Below are 18,437 nucleotides of genomic sequence, written 5' to 3'. Positions count from 1 at the left end.
TATGATTAACTGTGAGTCTAATGAATGAGGAGAGGAAGTTATGAACAAAAAATATCTATTTACATTATTTAATTTAGTTAGTTATAGCTTTTTATTAATTACATCGACTTTAGTGAATGGAGCAACAGCCTTTTCAGTTCCAGATGCCCAACCTCTTATTACACCTGCTGGCTATGCATTTTTAATTTGGGTACTCATTTATGTTCTTTTAGGAATCTGGATCATTAAGTTTGGATTAAAGTCAACCCCGTATGATGAGGGTTATATGAAAGTAAGTCGTTTTTTACCGATTAGTCTTTTATGTGCAGGAGGATCTTTATTAGCGGGACAACCTTTTGCGTCTTTATTTATAGTAGGAGCTTTGATTAGTGCGATGGGTTCTTATCTTTCATGTCAACATGCCAAAAAGAAATCTTTATTTTTTCGAGCACCATTCTCGATTTATTTAGGATGGTTATCTATTGCCACTATTGTTGAAATCTCAATTGTTTTAAAAGCAGCGGGATTTGCAAATTTATTAGGATTACCTGAAGTCTTTTGGGCTGTTTTTATTTTAATGTTTGCTGGATTTATAGCGATTGCGTTTAATATTAGTCAGAATGATTTTTTATATCCATTAGTCTTTATATGGGCCTATATAGCGATTGGCATTAAAAATTTAGATCAGCCAGTGATTTTTACCATCTGCTGTGGGGTCATTTTATTAATTGGATGGATGCTCGATCGAAATAAAAATCTATCTTCAAAATGATTCAAACATTTTATAATAATTTTTTACTCTTGTGAATAGGATGAATTAATCGAATAAACATGAGGGTGAAGTTATGTCTTTAGCAAAAGAAATTTTAGAATTATCGGTACAAGCGTTACAGCAGGACTATCCAACTTATCAATTTATGGTGCAACGTGATATTGCCTGGATTTTGCAAAAAAAGATGATTGAGTTGATTGAAAAAAAGGGGTATGCCCTAGAAGTTTATCAAGACTATCCGCTAAAAAGAGGGGGTAAAGAGTATAACGAGCATGAATTAGTCGTTGTTTCACAAGGAATGAATTATCGTGACATGTTTAAATCGTCTTCTCAAGTTGAGTTGGTCGTGCGTGTCCTATTTGAACCTTCACGTCATCGCCGTGATATTTGTGAGTATCATTTACCTCGAGTCTTAATGCCACAGTTTTTCTCGCAAGTGAATGAATTAAAATCATTAGTTGAAATGAACAAGGCAAAAGATACGAAACTCATATTAGTTGATGAATATTCAAGACATCGACAGCAACTGAATCAAGAAGAACAAATGGATTGGCAATCTTGGGGAAGTTATGATGATCCAGGATTGAATGTTTCCGTATTAGTGATTTAATATTTTAAAAAAGCGCTAGTTTTCTTCAACTAGCGCTTTTTTGATCTCGTGAACGGTGGTGAGTACTTTTATGTGTGACTTTCGGTTTAAAGAGGTCTAAATGATGGCCTAGCTAACTCAAAATAGCAATCAAGATGCGATTGACAATCCTTTCTTTTAAAAGAACTCATTTCTCAAGCTCTGTTTTAAGTTTATTTATCTTTCACTTGTCTTCATACACTCATTTTATTAGCTCTGTTCCCCATGTTATTCATCATCAAATCCGTAACTCTAACCACTATAACATTTCTTCCGTTTGCTGAATTCTCATCTTCCTCTAATAGAGGGGGGGGTTACTTTTATCTTTTTGACGAGGAATTGTTTTACCAATGAGTCGTTCTTTGTCTTTTAAATCATGGACTAGTTTATAAAACCCGTTGTTCAACAGGAATAGATCCCTGTTTTAAGCGGGATGATTTTGTAGATTTTTGCTCGTTCCATCAGCTACCGATTGCTTGTATGTTTCACGTTGTACTTTTTAATTTCCATTCGATTTATTATTCATCTCCTTTTTCTTCTCTTATTATTCCTTACGTTTTACTTATTAGTAATCCTTCATCGCTTCTGTCCGTTCTTATCCTTTCAGTTTAATTTATTCACTCTTTTTCATTATTTTTATTGTCGTTTTGCGTTAGTTTTTTTGTTTTCCATAATTTAACTCGTCTCTTCCCTTTTTTTTATTCTTCATTTTTCTTTGTTCCCCCTTTTTTTTGCTTATTTTTAATCCCCTCAATTATATTCAATATAATAAAAGTTATATTGAATATAATATTCCACGGCTGGAGTCGTATACAATTGTAAACTCCTGTAAACATGTTGTATATAAATAATATATACCTTGTATACAAATGTATACTTTTCGAAGGTGTAAACATGTAGGGTGTAAAAATACTAAAAAATATGCTATAATAGATAAAAATGTAGCAAAAAAGGTGAGAAAATGGCAGATGCAGTATTTAGTGTACGTATAGATGAAGAATTGAAGAATCGATTTCTCGAATTGGCACAACAAAACGGGATGAATAATAAAGATTTAATGCAAATGATGTTGACACAGTTTGAATTAGGACAAATCGGGACAGGATCTGATCAGTTCACACAAGATATTGATGAACTTCAACGTTTGACAAAGCGTATGGCGGACATTTATATCAATATGGTAGAGCGCGTACAATTACGTGAGTTAGAAACTAAGAATAAAGAAAATCAACAACTTTATGAGCAAGAAGAAGAAATCGCGCAATTAAAAGAACAACTTTCACAATTAGAAGAAAAAGAACGACAAATCCAACAATTAAAGGATCAAGTCAAAGGTTTAAAACAAGAAGTTACTGTTCAAAAAGAAGAGCGACGTAATTTAAAAGATTTAAATGATTTACTACGGGAGAAAAATAGTGAATTAGAGAAGAGATTTGTTGAAGTTGAAGTCAAAATCGAAACAGCAGATGCAGCTTTAGAGGAGTTAACTAAACTTCGAGCGTTAATTGAAGACAAAGAAGAGGAAGTTAAACGTTTAAATCGTCGAATTCATGTGATTGAAGATGAGAAAGAAGAGCAAAAGAATAAGTTTTCAGAAAAAATGAATCAAAATCAAGTGGCAATGGAGCAAGAGATTGAGTTGCTAAAACGAAAACAAACGCTTGAATTACAAGAATTGCGTCTTTTATTACAACAAGACCACAGCGAAAAGATCGAAAAGTTAAAAGAAGACTATGAATCAAAGGTCGTGCAATTAGTCCAAGAAAATGACGGATTGAAAAGGCAGTTAGATCAACAGTTATCAAAAGGAGAAGAATCAGCAATCTAATAATAAAAGGGGACAGACAAATGTTTGAAACAGAATTGATTAATGAAATTCGTGAGCGATTAAGTATATTTATTGGGTTATATGATAGTATCCGTATTGTGGATCCCATTAAAAAGGAACTGATTAAAGAAGAAGGGGCGTGCAGCTCAATTGAATTACCTAGAAAAGGGCGTCATTGTTACGATTTTTGGGAACAAGATACCGTTTGTGGCAATTGTGTGTCTTTTGTGGCTTATAAAAACAAGAAATCTACTTTTAAAATCGAACGCTATAAAGATGGGGCGTATTGTATATTTGCCTTGCCAATCGAATGGAAAGGTCGCTTATACATTGTGGAACTACTGAAAAAAGTGACAGCTGATGATTTCTTTTCTGATTTGTCTTTTAACTTAGCATTACCACTCAATTCAACAACAACAACTTTGACGGAGTTAGCTAATACGGATGAGTTAACAAAAGTTTATAATCGACGCTACTTTGAAGCACAGTTAGCTAAAGAAATAATGTATAGTAGCTTTTATGAAACGAATTTAGCGGTTATGATTATTGATATTGATCATTTTAAACAAATTAATGACTTACATGGACATTTAGTCGGTGATGAAGTGTTAAAGCAATTTGTTGAAGTGATTCAGTCAGTCCTTCGTCATGATATCGATTGGATGAGTCGATATGGTGGGGAAGAGTTTGTTGTTATTTTAAAAAATGTGGATTTCTCTCATGCGAATAAAGTTGCTGAACGAATTCGCCAGTCTGTTGAGCGTCATTTTTTTAAAATTGGGGATCATGTTCACCGCTTAACGTGTAGTATTGGACTTTCAATGTGTCAATCAGGTAATTTAAAACAAACTGAATTATTACAAGAAGCAGATCAAAAACTATATCAGGCAAAAAATAACGGTAGAAATTGTGTTATTAGTTAACAAAAAAAGGCAATCCTAAAATCAGGATTGTCTTTTTTTGTTAGTTTATATAAATTAAACTTCTGGATTGAATGAGGCAAGTTAAGTTTAGTAATATAAAACAAGTTGTTAAAAATAATTAAATTTTAATATTTTTTGCTAAAAAAGTATTGCTAAAGGAAAAAAAGTGTACTATTATAGTCGATGTTGTGCTGGTAATCAGTCAACAGGGTAATAAAAGGTGAATAAAAATCCATTTATAGGCAAGATATAGTATTTTATCCTGTTTTTGTTGTTGATTTTTGTGTGATAAAGCAAAAAAATGAAAGAGTTCGTTTTGTGTTTTTAACTGAAAAAACTTTTTTTTGCCCAAAAAGTTTATAAATACTAAACAAATCGTCTTGTATTGGTAACTGGAAGAGAAATAAATCTCTTTGCATAGAAAGGAGGAGAATAAAGTGAGTCATTTGAAATGTATGGATTTAAACACACAATATGTCTCAGTCGTAGATACTAACCGATTAGAAAAACATCGTGACATTCCACTGTTATCGGCTTTAAAAGAATATAGCCTTCAAGATATTGCAGCTTTTGATGTTCCTGGTCATAAACGTGGTCAGGGAGTAAAGGTATTAAATCAATATTTTGGACATGAACTGATGAGAATGGATGTTAATTCCCTGCCATTGCTTGATAATGTATCGAATGCTAAAGGAGTTATTAAAGAAGCACAGGAATTGTTAGCGGATGCCTATCATGCAGATGCTGCCTTTTTTATGACAAATGGAACCACATCGGCGATTCACTGTATGCTAATGTCAGTATTAGGACCGAACGATAAAGTATTGCTACCGAGAAATATTCATAAGTCAGCATTGAATGGTTTGATTCTGTGTGGAGCAACTCCTGTTTATTTGCCAACAGAAATGCTAGGAAAAGAAGGAATTGCTTGTAATGTTAAACCATCTGATGTTGAATCAATGCTTAATCAAGATTCAAACATCAAAGCTGTATTTTTATTAAATCCAACTTATTATGGCTTTGTCACCGATTTAGAGCAAATTATTCAAATTTGTCATCAAAGAGATGTACTTGTCTTAGTGGATGAGGCACATGGAGCACATTTTCCTTTTCATCCTGATCTGCCACCTTCGGGAGTTGAATTAGGAGCTGATGTCTCATGTGTGAGCATTCATAAAACTGGGGGAGCCTTAACTCAAGCGTCTGCTTTGCTTGTTAATAAAGCACGCATTGATGTTAAAAAAGTTCAACAAGTCATTAACATGCTACAATCTACTTCATGTTCTTATTTACTCATGAGTAGTCTAGATGGAGCGCGCCAGAATTTAGTCTTAAATGGCCATGAACAATTATCTAAAACGATTTATTTAAGTGAATATGCGCGATATAAAATCAACCAAATTCCAGGATTGCATACGATTGAACCGATAGGTGTTTACCATCAGTCTTATGATGTGACTAAACTAGGGGTAAATGTTCAAGGATTAGGATTAACGGGATTTGAAGTCTATGACCTGATGTGGAAAAAATATAATATCCAATTAGAGATGCCTGACTTTAATAATGTCTTAGCTGTGATTAGCTTAGGTGATCAATTAAAAAATATTAATCGCTTAATTGAGGCGTTTAAAGACATAGCGAGTCAGCATCATAAAGAATCTAACATTGAGCAAACCCCATTTAAATTAGTGAGTCATCCTCAAGTTGAACTATCTCCACGTGATGCCTACTTTAGTGAAAAAGAATTAGTTCCGCTCGAAGAAGCCATTGGGCGATTAGCGGGTGAATCCATTTTAGCTTATCCACCAGGTATCCCTATTGTTGCCCCAGGTGAACGAATTACTTCAGAAGTGATTATTTCCTTGAAGCAACTCAAACAAAGTCATGCTTTTTTAACAGATAATGTTGATAAAGAAATGAAACAGTTATTAGTGATTAAAGAAAACAATCTTTCTTAAGATAAAGGAGTGTTACCTATGCATAAAGTTGAAACATTAGGTCGTCACATTTTAGTTGAATACTACAATTGTGATCCAGAAGTTTTAAAAGACCCTGAGCTCATTGAACAATCAATGAATCAAGCAGCGTTAGAAGCCAAAGCAACGATTGTTGATTCTGTTTTTCATCATTTTAATCCATGGGGAGTTAGCGGAGCTGTTATTGTAGCTGAATCTCATTTAACGATTCATACATGGCCTGAATATGGATTTGCATCTGCTGATTTCTTCACATGTGGTGAGATTGATCCATGGAAGAGTTTTGAATATTTAGAAACCATTTTAAAATCTGAATTTAGTGAATCGATTGAAATCCCACGTGGATTAACGTCAAAAATTCAAAAACATAGTAAAAATGATTTAGGATTAATTACACATAAACCAATTGAAGCGGCTGCAATGTAAGTCATAAAAGGAGAGATAAACATGGAGTTTTGGTATACAGAAGAGTGGACAGAAAACGTACGTTTTTCAATTAAAGTCGATCAGCAACTTTATTCAAAAAAGTCAGATTTTCAACAAGTAGATATCTTTGAAAGCCAAGAATTAGGAAAGTTTTTAACCTTAGATGGTTTAATGATGGTTAATGAAAAAGATGAATTTGTTTACCATGATTGTATCGTTCATACACCAATGTGTGTAAATCCTAACATTAAAAATGTTTTAATTATCGGTGGTGGAGACGGTGGAACAGCTCGTGAATTATCACGTTATTCCTCAATTGAAAAAATTGATATGGTGGAAATTGATGAGTTAGTGGTTCGTGCGTCACAAGAGTTCTTACCGATTACAGCTTCTAAATTAGAAGAAGATTCACGAATTCATTTATATTTTGAAGATGGGGTAGCTTGGGTAGCTAATGCCAAAGATGAAACGTATGATTTAATTATTGTTGATTCAACGGATCCAATTGGTCCAGGAGAGGGATTGTTCTCAACAGAATTCTATCAAAATTGTTATCGCATTTTATCAAAAGATGGAATTTTAGTGAATCAAAATGAGAGCCCCTACTTTGCTCATAATGCACGCGAAATGAAACGTGCTCATGAAAAAATTAATCGTATTTTCCCAATTGCAAAGGTTTATCAGGCACATATTCCAACATACCCATCAGGACATTGGTTATTTGGATTTGCTTCTAAAACATTTGATCCGATTAAAGATGCGAAAGTTGATGAATGGAACGCATTAGGTTTAAAAACAAAGTACTATAACACAGATATCCATGTAGGATCATTCATGTTACCGACATTTGTAAAGGAGATGCTTGAAGATGCAAAATCGTCTAAGTAATGCAGCTCAGTTTTTAGCTATGGAAGCCTCTTATGAAGACGCAGATGTGGTTGTCTTCGGTGCTCCATTTGATGGAACAACCTCTTATCGTCCAGGAACGCGATTTGCCGCGCAACAGATGCGTTGTGAATCAGATGGGATCGAAACGTACAGTCCATTGCTTGATTTAGATTTAGAAGATTATTCGATTTGTGATGCGGGAGATGTCGCTTTATCGAACGGAAATACACCGAAAATCTTATCTGAGATAGAAGAAGTTGCAGCGGGAATTATTAATGATCATAAAAAGCCATTAATGATTGGTGGAGAGCATTTGGTAACACTTCCAGTTATTGAAGCATTAGTGAAAAAGCATCCTAATATTCATATTCTACATTTTGATGCGCATACAGACTTACGTGAAACGTATAACAATGAAAAATTATCGCATGCAACAGTTATTCGTCGTTGTTGGGATATTCTTGGTGATGGTCGCATTTATCAGTTTGGTATTCGTTCAGGAATGAAGCAAGAGTTCGATTTTGCTTTAAAAGATCACCATACTTATATGGAGCCATTCACTGTTCATAGCGTGAAAGATATTGTGGCACAGTTATCAGGGAAAAAAGTATATATCACGATTGATTTAGATATTTTAGATCCATCTATTTTCCCTGGAACTGGAACGCCAGAACCAGGTGGAATTACATATCGTGAACTAGAGACGGTGTTTAAAGCAATTAAAGCAGCTGACATCGAATTAGTTGGAGCCGATATGGTTGAATTAAGTCCACATTATGATACAGCTAACGTATCAACGATTGTGGCATGTAAAGTATTAAGAGAATTAGCATTATTAGTAGCAAGTAAATAGATAGGTAGGGAGATATTTATGAAACAACGTAAATTATTCACATCAGAATCAGTAACAGAAGGGCATCCAGATAAAGTTTGTGACCAAATTTCAGATGCAGTTTTAGATGCAGTTTTAGCACAAGATTCAATGGCGCGTGTCGCATGTGAAACAGTTGCTTCAAAGGATTTAGTTTTAGTGACAGGAGAGATTACAACGACAGCGACAGTTGATTTTGAAGCGATTGTTCGTCAAACGATTCGTGAAATCGGATATACAGCAAAAGAAATTGGATTAGATGCAGATAACTGCCGCGTGATGGTAGAGTTAAATGCACAATCACCTGATATTGCACAAGGGGTTGATGCTTCATTAGAAGCGCGCGAGCAAGATGAAGAAGAGGCAGTGATCGGAGCGGGCGATCAAGGATTAATGTTTGGTTATGCTTGTCGTGAGACTGAAGAGTTAATGCCGTTACCCATTTCATTAGCTCATAAATTAGCTAAAAAATTAAGTGAAGTTCGTAAAAATGGAACATTAGACTACTTACGTCCAGATGGAAAAACACAAGTAACGGTTGAATACAATGAAGTAAATGAACCAGTACGCGTTGATACGATCGTTATTTCAACTCAACATGATGAAGAAGTGTCACATGCACAAATCGTTGCTGATTTAAAAGCGCATGTCATTGAAACAATCATTGATCCTGCTTTAATGGATGAAGCAACTCGTATTTTCATTAACCCAACCGGACGCTTTGTGATTGGTGGACCAGATGGAGATGCTGGATTAACAGGACGTAAAATCATTGTTGATACATATGGTGGATATGCCCGTCACGGTGGAGGAGCTTTCTCTGGAAAAGACTCAACAAAAGTAGACCGTTCAGCAGCTTACATGGCACGTTTCATTGCTAAAAATATCGTTGCGAATGGTTTAGCTGAAAAATGTGAGATTCAATTATCTTATGCCATTGGGGTTGCTGAACCAACATCGATTTTAGTTGAAGATTTCGGAACTGCAAACGTTTCAAATGAGCAATTAGTTAACATCATTAAACGTAATTTCAAGTTACATCCACAAGGAATTATTGAAATGTTACAATTACGTCAACCCATCTTTAAACAAACAGCCGCATATGGTCACTTTGGACAAGCCAACTTACCTTGGGAACAAGTGATCGAATTAGCAGTATAAATCTCTATATAATATAGAAAGAAAAAAAGCTATAAATATTTCAAAAACAGTTTCAGTTTTGGGGTTGAAAAAAGTAAATTACCTTAATTTTTACAAAGAAAAAAGCAGTCACTTTTACAATGACTGCTTTTGTTGTATTATCAACGTTTTTAAGTATTATTTATTAAAAATATGACGATTTTTACATTAGTTTTTACATCACTAAATTTTACGGTAATAAATTTATTACCGACTTTTTTATGACTGTAAAAATATCTACAAAAACGATTGTAATTTCAAATGATAAAACGATAATTTTAGGCGATAACTCCCTTATGTATTAGAAAAATTAGCCTTATATAAAGGGTTGTCATTTTACCTACTTTTTGTCATTTATTTTTACAATTATTATTTTACTCTATTGTTCTAAAATGTAAAGTTTTTCCTGTTTTTGTGATATAATCAAGAGGACAAGATTAATATAGTTCATGATAAGTAAAAATTGACTGATAAGGAGAGGTAAAAAAATGAAACTATTGAAAATAATTCTGTTCAGTCTGGCCATTGTGATAACTGGCTTACTCTCATTATTTGCATGGGGATGTGTCGGGGGACAATACAATCAAGATGTTTTAAATGAGTTAACAGGTCAAATTATATATACTCGACGTGATACAGATTCCATTTTGAAAATTTATACCGCTCAAGCTAATTTAGAGAATGAACAATTACTTTACGAACATCAAGATTCCATTGATAATGGAAACATTTCGGGTATTACCTATGATAAAGCAAATAACCGTCTTATTTTTGAAGCCTATGATGACGCATTAGAAGATTGGGGACTTTTTAAATTAAATGAGGATGGAACAGCAACTTCTCTTGGAATTTCCACCCTCGATTTAGAAGCAGATTGGCGTGTTCATTCCATAATGGCTGAGGATAGATTTTACGAAGAAGGTGGTGATTTATACTTAAAGGATGCCGTTACGGATGAAACCATGTTAATCAAAAATTTCTACGGAGCCTATGATGCAAAGTTTTCACCAGGTTACGTTCCTCGTGCTCTTTCTCAAGATGAAACCTTTGTTTTCTTTTCTTACAGTAAACACCTCACACCTTTTGGTGCTCTATTAGAGGGATTACTTAATTCTGATTACCACTTTCAAACCTATGTGCGAAACGTAAAAACAGGAGAAGAAAGTTTATATGTTGATTTTGGAGAGATTATCTTTCTATCAGAAACCGATAATTTCCTCGCCCATAACTAAGGTTGTGGGCTTTTTTACTTTTATTAGGCCTTATTTTAGAAAGTTAGGAAACTATAATCATTATTAATAAGTAATATTGAATGCTCTTAAAATATTAAGATTTAAAACATAACCTTCTAATAAAAAGGTACTTATTCAAGCGGATTAAACCCTACTCGATAAGTACCTTTTTAGGTATAAAATCATTTAATTGACCATTTTAACAGAAATTTAGTGATTAAAATCCATAAAACTGAAACTGTTGAATATTTCAATTGATAGCTTTTTTTGTCATAGCGTCTAAAATTATGTCATACACTTATTAAGAAAGAGGAAATTCTTCCGAAATGGAATCCTAGGACGAGGTGATAAGTATGATTTATAAGTTATTTAACTATTTAAAATCAGTCTCAGTGGAGGGGGAACATGGAATTGAATATTTAAGACATAATTCTCCTTATTTTGAAAGTGAACATGTATGTATAGAAGTTAAAGAAGTCTCTCATAATGAGATTCAGGTGCAAGTGATCCGTACCGTTTATCCTCTTTATAAAGTGAGACTCGAGTTTTTAAATCCAATGGAGAATGTTAAAGCGCAATTAGATTCGACAGGGGAATCTACTCCGTTTTGTGAGGAAGCAAAACACAATCAATGCTATACTTGTTCTGATTGGGGAGTATATGCTTTAGGAATTGAAAAAGACTATGGAAATGATGCGTCATTTCTTGTTAGTCCACACTATATTAAAGTAGAAATTCCATTAAATGATTCAAATGATTCTTGCTATCGTCTTTTATTTGAAAAATATTTAACCATTCATCCGAACCAAGAAATTGTCTCACGATTTAATCAGCTATTAGGGTATTCAATCGCTAATTAGATCTATTAAAACCTTCAGGGATTTATTGTAAAATATAACTTTTTTATTAAATAGAAGTAAAATATGGATTTTATCTAGAAGTTTGTCGAACTTAAGAGTTTTTTAAGGTAACTTATGGTATAGTGATGAGGGGATGATTTTAAATCATCAAATCATTAATTGGTGATATTGGGAGGATTTATGAAGAATCAACTACAATTAATAGCTTTAGTAAGTATCCTCATGGTGATAGGTGGATGTTCTCCCCAACTCAAGGCATTAAATGTTGTTCCAAAACCGGAGATAGAAACAGTAGAGTTAGAATCATTAGAAGTAGTGAGTGAAATAATTTCATCTAATTATCAGCCATTGGCTGAATCGTTAGATGCCTATTTACTTGATCAATCATTTAATGGTGTAACATTAGTCGCTTCAGGTGATCAAATTATTCTGTTAAAAGCGTATGGATTAGCTCAAGTGAATGAGCAGGAAGAAATGACAGTCGATCATCAATTTCAAATTGCTTCTGTTTCAAAGTCATTTGTCGCTGTTAGCATTTTACAATTAGTTGAAGCGGGAAAATTAACATTAGATCAGACGATTGATAAGTATTTTCCAGATATGCCAAATGCAGAGTTAATAACGATTCATCAATTGTTAACGCATACATCAGGCTTATACTCAGGTGATGATCTAACAAATTACAGTCAGGTAACAACTGTTGACGAAATTATTGCACCTGCGTTTAAGTCTTCGAATTTATATTATGAGGAGCCAGGAACGTATTCAATTTATTCAAATTTAGGCTATGATGTCTTAGGAGCCATTATTGAACAGGTTAGTGGTCAAACTTATGCAGACTATATTGAAGAACATGTTTTGATTCCTGCCGGAATGACTCAATCTGGTTTGAATATGGAAGGATTAGTATTAGAAAATATGGCAACAGCTTATAATGGGAATATCTCCGAGGGCGATGAAGCTAAAGTCTTACATCCATCCTTTGGTTATTCCTCTGGTGGACTTCATTCGACAGCCATGGATTTATATAAATACGATCGTGCGTTACATTCTAATCTGTTAATTTCACAGGAAAGTTACGATTTAATGACTCAAGAGTCTTCGAAAGTTGGAACTAAATCATATGGTTATGGTTGGTATGTCAATACGGGGGTAGAGGACACAGTTTCTCACCCTGGAAATTTAATTGGTTGGCATTCGATGTTACTCCGTCATCAAGAAGATAAAGTTACGGTCATTTTATTAACAAATCATGATGAAAATGACATGTTCATGGCTTATAATCTGGCTCGTTTAGTTTTAGCGGAAGTGCAATAGTAAAGGGAACTCTTCTTAATTGAAGAGTTCCTTTTTATTTAGCTCTTTAACGTTATCTAGTATAGTGGCTAGGTCAGTTAAAGGAAATGAATTAAATTAAATAGTTGATTAAGAGACGATGCTATGATAGTAGGTAAAGATTCATAAGAAAGGGGAAAATTAAATGAAATTTGGAAACAAGCCTCTCATCAGTGGTATAAAGAGAAATAAGGACGGAAATAATGAATCATAGACCGAGGAAATCGCAAAAATCTTACACCATTTAACAAGAAATCAAAAAGGAAATGAAATCATGACGAAATATATGAAACCATCACCAGAAGAATTAAGAATGAATTTGACACCTTTACAATATGAGGTGACACAAAATAATGCAACCGAACAACCGTTTTATAACGAATATGATCAGCATTTTGAAGAAGGGATTTATGTCGATGTTGTCAGTGGGGAACCCTTGTTTTTATCGTGTGATAAATTTAATTCGGGTTGTGGGTGGCCTGCTTTTTCAAAACCTATTTCACGCCAAATGATTAAGGAAAAGGCAGATTGGTCACATAACATGCATCGTATTGAGGTTAGAAGTGCACAAGCAGATTCTCATTTAGGCCATGTGTTTAATGATGGACCGATTGAACAAGGAGGATTACGTTATTGCATCAATTCGGCGGCTTTACGATTTATTCCAAAGGAAGAGATGCAAGCAGCGGGTTATGGGGAGTATTTACCGTTATTACGTTTAAATGAATGACTTTATTGAAACGTAATAAAGATTGTCAGACAAGCAATACGAGAAGTAGAAAATGAGGTTTCATCACGAATAGGAGATCCATTGTTTTCTAGGTAGCTTGATACCGCTTTAATACGATCTAATCAATCATTCCAAAGCGTTGAACGGAGTGAAGAAAGATTAATCAAAATACGATTTTAATTTTATTCTAATCAATAGTTTTAATAAAAGAGAGTCTAAATTTAAATGTTAAGGCTTTCTTTTTTTATGAGGAATAAGGATAGAATAATGTTAAAAAAACGTCTATTTTATCTCTTGATTTTCTAATACGGTATGCTAAAATAGCTATTATTTACCAAATTATGTAATTAAATTCTTGCTAGAGGGGGAAATCTAGTAAGGATCTAATTAAATAAATCATAAGGGGGAATCCTATATGGCACGTCAACAGTGGAGTTCAAGAAGTACTTTTGTCATGGCTGCGGTTGGGTCAGCCGTAGGGTTAGGGAATGCTTGGCGATTTCCGGGAATCGCATATCAAAACGGGGGAGGGGCATTTTTAGTTCCATACTTTATTGCCTTATTTACAGCTGGAATCCCATTACTAGCTTTAGAGTTATCAATTGGTAAAAAGTTTCAATCAGGTGCACCAGGGGCGTTCGCTCAACTAAATAAGAAATTTGAATGGTTTGGATGGTGGGGAGTAGGAACCGCATTTTGTATCGCGGCTTACTACTCTGTTGTCGTAGCTTGGGTGATTGATTATGTTGCGTTATCTTTTAAAGTACCGTGGATGGATAAAGCTGCAGCTGAAGTGTTTACACAAGGGGTGTTATAAGTCTCAAGTGGGATGTTTGATTTAGGAGGATTTAGTCCTGTTGTTTTACTTGGGCTAGTCTTTGCGTGGCTAAGCATTTGGTATTGTATTCGTCATGGCGTAGCATCTGTAGGGAAGGTTGTAAAATATACTGTTATTTTATCAATTATTTTACTGATGTTTTTAATCCTCCGCGCGGTGACTTTACCTGGTGCTTTAGAAGGATTAAGTTATTATTTAGTTCCTGATTGGTCTAAATTATTGGATATTAATGTTTGGGCCGCAGCTTATGGTCAGATTTTCTTTAGTTTGAGTATTTTATTCTCCATTATGGTGGCCTATGGAAGTTATTTGGGGAAAGATGCAGAAGTGACTAAGGATGCAATGATTATCGGTTTAGCTGATGCTGGAATTAGCTTTTTATCAGGGTTTGCTGCCTTTGGAACACTTGGATATCTAGCTCAAATTAGTGGAACACCGATTGTCGAGATGAAGCATACTGGAATTATGCTCGCCTTTGTCACTTATCCTGAAGCGTTAGGACAAATGCCTGGTGGAAGATTTGGAGTCATTTTATTCTCATTAATTTTCTTTATCATGTTATTTACATTAGCGATTGACTCGGCATTTTCTATCATTGAAGCGATTATTACAGCATTTGTTGATAAATTTGGATGGAATAAGGAACGTACAACCTTCTGGTTTTGCGTAATCGGATTTTGTTCAAGTTTAATTTTTGCGACTCGTGCTGGACTATATTGGTTAGATATTGTTGATCATTTTGTGAATGATTTTAATTTAATTGCCATTGGATTAGTGGAATGTATCGCATTAGGTTGGATTTTTGGGGCTAAAAAGCTTCGTGAGTATCTCAACTCTAATACAACCTTTAAGTATGGAGTTTGGTGGGATGTTGCGATTAAATACATCTGTCCAGTTATTTTCTTATTTATTAGTGTAACGTATCTCATTACTAATCTTAAAAATCCATACGATGGTTATCCCGTAGCACATTTGATCACAGGAGGATGGGCAGTGGTCGCTTTAACCGTTGTTTTCGGTATCATCATGAGTTTCATTCCTACAAAAGATCAATCAAAGTCTGTCGAAAATAAAAAAGTGACAGTTTAATAAAGGGAAGATCAGTCTTAATTAAATAGACTGGTCTTTTTTATGTGACGTCGCATTCATCTAAAAAAGTCAGAGGATTGACGCAACAAGGTAAAATTGGTTATGATAGAGCCATTTAGATAGGAGGGTTTTGATGGACGATCAAGCTTATATTCAAAAAGAGGCAGAAATGCTGTATCAGTACATGATAGAGGATGGAGAAACCTTTAAAAAGCCAAAACAAATCTATCATCAGATTTTTAAAAGTATCCAAAGTAGTGTGGCCTGTGAATGTGGGGGACTTGCGCACTTAGAAATCTCTGAGCAAGAAGTTAAAGAAATTATTCAAAAAATCGTTGATGAACACCCAGTTAGTTTAATTAAATAAGATTAAAAATTCCCCAAGTATTTTTTATAATTGTTTTTTTAATATAAGTATGAGGAGGTTTTATAAAACCCTAAACATTAGGCAGTAAATGATAAAAGATATAGCAAGTTTATATAAACTTCTAGCTTGACGATATGAAAATCTTACTTAAGTAGGAGTAATTAGAAGTAGAAGGCGATTACTAAATCCAATGAGTCGCAAGATTGGTTGTATGGAGAGTGGGCATTATAATCTTATAGAATAAATGTGATCAGATAGCATCTCATCAATAATTAGTTTTTTTAGCAAACAGTATTTTTTACTGTTCTTTTTTATCACTAAAATACAGGTAATTATTAAAAAAATATCAGAAAATTGATTTTAATTCGCACAAAAAGTAATATTTTGAGGGTATTTTTGCGTAGCATTAATAGGTAATATTAGGAAGGGATTAGGAGGAGGAGGCATGAAAAAATTCTATATGAGTCTCGTAAATCATCGGAAAACGATGGTTATGATTTTTACGATGGTTTTTGTGGTGTGTTTATTACTTGGGAATCTAGTTAAGGTCAATTATGATATTAATGACTATCTGCCAGAGAGTAGTCCCTCTACAGTATCCCTTGAGTTGATGCAAGAAGAGTTCGATGGGGGGATTCCTAATGCGCGTATCATGATTTCTGATGTTACAATTCCAGAGGCTTTGGAATATAAAGAGAAGTTGGAAGCTGTTGATGGAGTCACAGCTGTTACTTGGCTAGATGATGTGGTCAGTATTTTTGTTCCTCTTTCAACACTAGATACTGATACTCTCGAAACTTATTATAAGGATAATAATGCATTGTTTACAGTGACCATTGAGGAAGATCGTCGTATTGAAGCGGTATCTAGTATTCGTGAGCTCATAGGTGAAGATAATGCGATGACAGGAAGTGCTGTTTCAACCGCTATTTCAACGACTGAGACTGTTTTAGAAATCAATAAAATTTCAATTTTTACAGTTTTGTTCGTTTTAGTTGTCCTAGTGATGACGACAAATTCATGGATGGAGCCACTGATTGTTCTGATCGGCCTTGGTCTTGCTATCGTCATTAATAATGGAACGAATTTGATTTTTGGTGAGATATCGTTTGTTACGAATGCAGCAGGAAGTATTTTACAACTTGCAGTCTCGTTAGACTATTCGGTATTTTTGCTTCATCGTTTTGAAGAATGCCGTCAAGAAAATCCAGACGTTAAAGCTGCGATGACGGAGGCACTTTGTAAGTCAACATCCTCGATCCTTTCTAGTGGATTGACAACAGTTATTGGTTTTTTGGCACTAGTACTGATGCAATTTAGACTAGGACCTGATCTTGGCCTTGCTTTGGCAAAGGGTGTGGCAATTAGTTTGATTACGGTATTTGTTTTCATGCCGTCATTTATTTTATTGACCTATAAATGGTTAGATAAAACAAGACATAAAGAATTATTACCTAAGTTCGATTTATTTGGAAAGATTGTGAAAAAAGTTACAATTCCTATGGTTTGTATTTTTGTTATTCTCATTATACCTGCTTATTTAGCTTCTAATGCTAATGATTATTATTATGGTTCATCTAATATTTTTGGTAGTGAAACCCAACTAGGATCAGATACAGCTGTAATCGAATCAGTGTTTGGCAAAAGTGATACCTATGTGCTGATGGTGCCAGTAGGGGATACAGCAACTGAAACAGAACTTTCTCAGGAATTAAATAGCCTACCACAAGTCACAAGTATTATTTCTTATGTGGATCTGGCTGGGGCAGAGATTCCACTGGAATATCTAGACGAAAATACACTCTCACAGTTGATATCAAAAAATTATAGTCGAATGGTGTTATCAGTTGATGTTCCTTATGAGGGAGAAGATGCCTTTTCTTTAGTTGAACAAGTTCGCGACATCGCACAAAAATATTATTCTGATACGTATTATTTAGCTGGTGAGGGTGTCAGCACGTATGATTTGATGGAGACTGTAACCAATGATATGGTTAAGGTTAATTTGATGGCAATTGCAGCCGTATTTATTGTTCTCTTATTATCACTACGATCAATTTCTTTGCCAATTGTTTTAGTACTTAGTATTGAAACAGCCATATGGATAAATCTATCTATCCCATACTTTATGGATACGCCTATTTTTTATATTGCTTATTTGATTATCAGTTCTATTCAGCTTGGGGCAACTGTGGATTATGCTATTTTAATGACCGATCGATATAAGGAAAATCGTGAAATGATGAACAAAAAAGCAGCGGTTATTCAAACAATTTCTGATGTGACTGTTTCTATCTTGACATCAGGAAGTGTCTTAACGGTAGTTGGCTTATTACTTGGATATATTACGACAAATCAGCTGTTAGGACAGCTTGGTATTTTTATTGGACGCGGTGCTATCTTATCATTAATCATTGTATTGTTTGTGCTACCGGGACTTTTATATCTATTTGACCCATTAATTATTCGGAAAAGGAAAATCAAGCAGATACAAATGGGAGCTGATTAAGAATGTT

Annotated in this window: 15 protein-coding genes and 1 pseudogene; all 16 read left to right on the top strand. The window is 34.3% G+C overall.

The window, feature by feature from the left end; genetic code table 11:
* Positions 1–40: 40 nt before the first annotated feature.
* Positions 41–751, top strand: a complete 711-nt coding sequence (locus tag J0J69_RS02510; protein WP_212724208.1) for a TspO-related membrane protein — start codon at positions 41–43, stop codon at positions 749–751.
* Between the two features lie 73 nt (positions 752–824).
* The gene (locus J0J69_RS02505) at positions 825–1,361 is read left to right on the top strand and encodes a hypothetical protein (protein ID WP_055305142.1); all 537 of its coding nucleotides are present in this window, start codon (positions 825–827) and stop codon (positions 1,359–1,361) included.
* A 979-nt stretch (positions 1,362–2,340) separates the two neighbouring features.
* Positions 2,341–3,207, top strand: coding sequence for a hypothetical protein (locus J0J69_RS02500; RefSeq protein ID WP_212723311.1), 867 nt, complete (start codon positions 2,341–2,343; stop codon positions 3,205–3,207).
* A 20-nt stretch (positions 3,208–3,227) separates the two neighbouring features.
* Positions 3,228–4,130 (top strand): GGDEF domain-containing protein, encoded by a 903-nt coding sequence (locus J0J69_RS02495; protein ID WP_212724209.1) that lies wholly within the window; start codon positions 3,228–3,230, stop codon positions 4,128–4,130.
* A 437-nt stretch (positions 4,131–4,567) separates the two neighbouring features.
* Positions 4,568–6,088 (top strand): aminotransferase class I/II-fold pyridoxal phosphate-dependent enzyme, encoded by a 1,521-nt coding sequence (locus tag J0J69_RS02490; RefSeq protein WP_238580587.1) that lies wholly within the window; start codon positions 4,568–4,570, stop codon positions 6,086–6,088.
* An 18-nt stretch (positions 6,089–6,106) separates the two neighbouring features.
* Positions 6,107–6,532: an adenosylmethionine decarboxylase gene (gene speD, locus J0J69_RS02485; RefSeq protein WP_055305137.1), complete on the top strand. Its 426-nt coding sequence runs from the start codon at positions 6,107–6,109 to the stop codon at positions 6,530–6,532.
* Positions 6,533–6,553: 21 nt separating this feature from the next.
* Positions 6,554–7,420 (top strand): polyamine aminopropyltransferase, encoded by an 867-nt coding sequence (speE, locus tag J0J69_RS02480; protein WP_055276717.1) that lies wholly within the window; start codon positions 6,554–6,556, stop codon positions 7,418–7,420.
* Positions 7,401–8,273, top strand: coding sequence for an agmatinase (gene speB / locus J0J69_RS02475; RefSeq protein WP_055276715.1), 873 nt, complete (start codon positions 7,401–7,403; stop codon positions 8,271–8,273). The genes speE and speB overlap by 20 nt, the downstream gene beginning before the upstream one ends.
* A gap of 18 nt (positions 8,274–8,291) precedes the next feature.
* Positions 8,292–9,452 carry a methionine adenosyltransferase gene (gene metK / locus J0J69_RS02470; protein ID WP_212723315.1) on the top strand — a complete coding sequence of 387 codons (1,161 nt, stop codon included), beginning with the start codon at positions 8,292–8,294 and terminating at the stop codon, positions 9,450–9,452.
* Positions 9,453–9,958: 506 nt separating this feature from the next.
* Complete coding sequence (locus J0J69_RS02465) at positions 9,959–10,702, top strand: hypothetical protein (protein WP_212723316.1); 744 nt, start codon at positions 9,959–9,961, stop codon at positions 10,700–10,702.
* A 353-nt stretch (positions 10,703–11,055) separates the two neighbouring features.
* Positions 11,056–11,562, top strand: a complete 507-nt coding sequence (locus tag J0J69_RS02460) for a hypothetical protein (protein WP_055276188.1) — start codon at positions 11,056–11,058, stop codon at positions 11,560–11,562.
* Positions 11,563–11,742: 180 nt separating this feature from the next.
* Positions 11,743–12,879, top strand: a complete 1,137-nt coding sequence (locus tag J0J69_RS02455; protein ID WP_212724211.1) for a serine hydrolase domain-containing protein — start codon at positions 11,743–11,745, stop codon at positions 12,877–12,879.
* Between the two features lie 292 nt (positions 12,880–13,171).
* Positions 13,172–13,627, top strand: a complete 456-nt coding sequence (msrB, locus tag J0J69_RS02450) for a peptide-methionine (R)-S-oxide reductase MsrB (RefSeq protein ID WP_055276184.1) — start codon at positions 13,172–13,174, stop codon at positions 13,625–13,627.
* A 415-nt stretch (positions 13,628–14,042) separates the two neighbouring features.
* Positions 14,043–15,554 (top strand): annotated as a pseudogene (locus J0J69_RS02445) (sodium-dependent transporter).
* Positions 15,555–15,687: 133 nt separating this feature from the next.
* Entirely contained in the window at positions 15,688–15,921 is a 234-nt protein-coding gene (locus J0J69_RS02440; protein ID WP_055305127.1) for a hypothetical protein, read from the top strand.
* 445 nt (positions 15,922–16,366) lie between these two features.
* Positions 16,367–18,430: an efflux RND transporter permease subunit gene (locus J0J69_RS02435; protein WP_212725570.1), complete on the top strand. Its 2,064-nt coding sequence runs from the start codon at positions 16,367–16,369 to the stop codon at positions 18,428–18,430.
* The last annotated feature ends 7 nt before the right edge of the window (positions 18,431–18,437 follow it).

The organism is Turicibacter bilis (assembly GCF_024499055.1).
Lineage (GTDB): Bacteria > Bacillota_I > Bacilli_A > MOL361 > Turicibacteraceae > Turicibacter > Turicibacter bilis.
The sequence above is the reverse complement of the archived record's forward strand: the minus strand, read 5'-3'. Positions and strand labels throughout refer to the sequence as shown.

Coding starts and splice junctions, on each gene's coding strand:
- speD (WP_055305137.1), top strand. CDS start 6,107: ATGCATAAAGTTGAAACATTAGGTCGTCACATTTTAGTTGAATACTAC.
- J0J69_RS02465 (WP_212723316.1), top strand. CDS start 9,959: ATGAAACTATTGAAAATAATTCTGTTCAGTCTGGCCATTGTGATAACT.
- J0J69_RS02500 (WP_212723311.1), top strand. CDS start 2,341: ATGGCAGATGCAGTATTTAGTGTACGTATAGATGAAGAATTGAAGAAT.
- J0J69_RS02460 (WP_055276188.1), top strand. CDS start 11,056: ATGATTTATAAGTTATTTAACTATTTAAAATCAGTCTCAGTGGAGGGG.
- metK (WP_212723315.1), top strand. CDS start 8,292: ATGAAACAACGTAAATTATTCACATCAGAATCAGTAACAGAAGGGCAT.
- J0J69_RS02510 (WP_212724208.1), top strand. CDS start 41: ATGAACAAAAAATATCTATTTACATTATTTAATTTAGTTAGTTATAGC.
- J0J69_RS02440 (WP_055305127.1), top strand. CDS start 15,688: ATGGACGATCAAGCTTATATTCAAAAAGAGGCAGAAATGCTGTATCAG.
- speE (WP_055276717.1), top strand. CDS start 6,554: ATGGAGTTTTGGTATACAGAAGAGTGGACAGAAAACGTACGTTTTTCA.
- J0J69_RS02495 (WP_212724209.1), top strand. CDS start 3,228: ATGTTTGAAACAGAATTGATTAATGAAATTCGTGAGCGATTAAGTATA.
- J0J69_RS02505 (WP_055305142.1), top strand. CDS start 825: ATGTCTTTAGCAAAAGAAATTTTAGAATTATCGGTACAAGCGTTACAG.
- msrB (WP_055276184.1), top strand. CDS start 13,172: ATGACGAAATATATGAAACCATCACCAGAAGAATTAAGAATGAATTTG.
- speB (WP_055276715.1), top strand. CDS start 7,401: ATGCAAAATCGTCTAAGTAATGCAGCTCAGTTTTTAGCTATGGAAGCC.
- J0J69_RS02435 (WP_212725570.1), top strand. CDS start 16,367: ATGAAAAAATTCTATATGAGTCTCGTAAATCATCGGAAAACGATGGTT.
- J0J69_RS02455 (WP_212724211.1), top strand. CDS start 11,743: ATGAAGAATCAACTACAATTAATAGCTTTAGTAAGTATCCTCATGGTG.